This is a genomic window from Rhizobium sp. 2YAF20 (assembly GCF_052114685.1).
Classification (GTDB): Bacteria; Pseudomonadota; Alphaproteobacteria; order Rhizobiales; family Rhizobiaceae; genus Rhizobium.
Genome location: NZ_JBFRFF010000111.1, coordinates 1 through 1,896, shown reverse-complemented (window position 1 = coordinate 1,896; position 1,896 = coordinate 1). Strand labels below are relative to the sequence as shown.

The following is a 1,896-nucleotide window of genomic DNA, read 5'->3' as shown; positions in this document are numbered from 1 at the left end:
TACTTTACGTTCTTGACGAATTCCGACGTGAAGGTCTTCGACAGATCGATCGGCTTGCCTTCAATGTTCTTGTTGCCCTGCGAAAGCACGGCAAGAACCGTCTTCGGGCCGTCTTCCGGCATCACGCCGTCGGCTGTGAACATGGCCTTGCCGTCGTTAAGCGCTTTGACATAAGCCTCCTTGTCCCCGACGTAGAAATCCTTCGGCATCTTTTCGGCGATTTCCGCTGCAGAATGCGTGTTGATGAATTTCAGGGTCTTCACGAAGGCATTCGCAAGCTTCTGCGACAGGTCCTTGTGAGCCTCGGCCCAGGCGGTTTCGACATAAAGCGAAGCAGCCGGATAGGTGCCGCCAAGTGCAGCGCGGGTGGCTTCAGCCGTGCGCATGTCGACGAGAACCGACGCTTCCTTCGTCTTTAGCAGTCGCGAGACCGTGGGTTCCGTCGTCATGCCGGCCTGAATGGTGTCCTGCTGCATGGCTGCAATGAACGTTGTCCCTGCTCCGACGGGAACCGACGTGACGTCACCAGACTGCAAGCCCGCCTTCGTCACCAGGTAATGCGTCAGGAAGTTGGTGGACGAACCAAGGCCGGTAACCCCGACGCTTTTGCCCTTCAGGTCCGCTGCCGACTTGATCTCGGGATGCTTCGTGGAAACCAGCTCGACCTCACCGGGGGCCTGGCTGAACTGGACGATCGATTCGACAAACTTGCCCTTGGCCTGAAGATCCACGCAATGATCGTAGAAGCCGACGACACCCTGAACGGCTCCGGCCAGCAGCTGATTTTCCGCATCAACGCCGGCAGGCTCGTTCAAGAGCTCCACATCGAGACCCTCGTCCTTAAAATAGCCGAGAGACTCGGCCAGTTTCGCCGGCAGATAGATCTGCTTTTCGTAACCACCCACCATGATGGTTACCTTGTCTGCCGCATGAGCCGCAGCGGCGCCAAATGACGCACCGGCGAGGGCGACCGAAAATACCAGGGAATTAAGCAACGCATTTGATTTTAGCATGGAAATCTCCTCCGACTTGGTTAGTGCATCGCCTTCGCCTTCAGGCGCGTCCTCCACGACACATTATCAAGATTTGGCACAGGCAAGCTTTCATTTAGCTTTCAGTCTAAGAGGGCTGGCTTCCACTACGCTCAATTCCGTAAGGATCGGAGACCATTTTGGTCGCTTAACCGTTCGCACGGCCCAGCCAGTTTATTTTGGATTTTCTCGAGTATCGGCCTGAATTCGGATGGCGGCCTGCGGCGACGTCAACCGCCGTCTCTGCCGAGCGTGCCGCTGCGCGTTCTCCATACCGCGCCGTGGGCCCCCGCTCTTGCAATCCTTTGTCGAGTAAACTCTTCACAGATGAAAGCTGACTGAAAGGTTGCGGGTGTTAGCCTTGCTGCACATCGTGGAGGATGCACACGCAAGTGTGACGATTAAGAACAATACACGACATCAGTAGGAGGAGACTTCAATGCGTTTGATACGAACGCTTTTTCAAACCGTAGCACTTTCCCTTGTCATCTCAGCTGGTTCACTGGGCGCAGCGACACATGCCGCCGATAGGATTGCCATCATGGCGGGCGGCCAGGAGGCGCGAGACGGCTTGATGCCGGAAGACGGTCTGAAGACCGTACGCGCAGTGCTGTCCGAATTCGTGAAGAACGTAAAGTAGTTCCTCCCCGGTCCGCTTCCGGCTCAGGCCGGAGGCGGATTGTTTGTTCCAGGGCCATCGTGCACGCCCACCACAAAGCACGCAGCAGGTTATCATCATGCAACAAGACCAAAGCCGGGTTCCGGCGATCGAATTGATCAACGTCAGCCGCCGCTTCGTTTCTCCCACCGGCAAGTCGCTGACGGCTCTGCGCGATTTCAATATGTCTGTCGAACGCGGCGAGTT

Annotated in this window: 2 protein-coding genes and 1 pseudogene; 2 read left to right on the top strand and 1 reads right to left on the bottom strand. The window is 56.6% G+C overall.

From position 1 onward, the window contains the following. The coding region (locus tag AB4Z52_RS36090) for an ABC transporter substrate-binding protein (protein WP_442222593.1) at positions 1 to 1,013 on the bottom strand (1,013 nt) is incomplete at its 3' end. Positions 1,014 to 1,470: 457 nt separating this feature from the next. Here AB4Z52_RS36090 and AB4Z52_RS36085 point away from each other — a divergent pair. Beyond that, positions 1,471 to 1,671 carry a hypothetical protein gene (locus AB4Z52_RS36085; RefSeq protein ID WP_442222594.1) on the top strand — a complete coding sequence of 67 codons (201 nt, stop codon included), beginning with the start codon at positions 1,471 to 1,473 and terminating at the stop codon, positions 1,669 to 1,671. A gap of 97 nt (positions 1,672 to 1,768) precedes the next feature. Further along, positions 1,769 to 1,896 (top strand): annotated as a pseudogene (locus tag AB4Z52_RS36080) (ABC transporter ATP-binding protein); the annotation flags it as partial.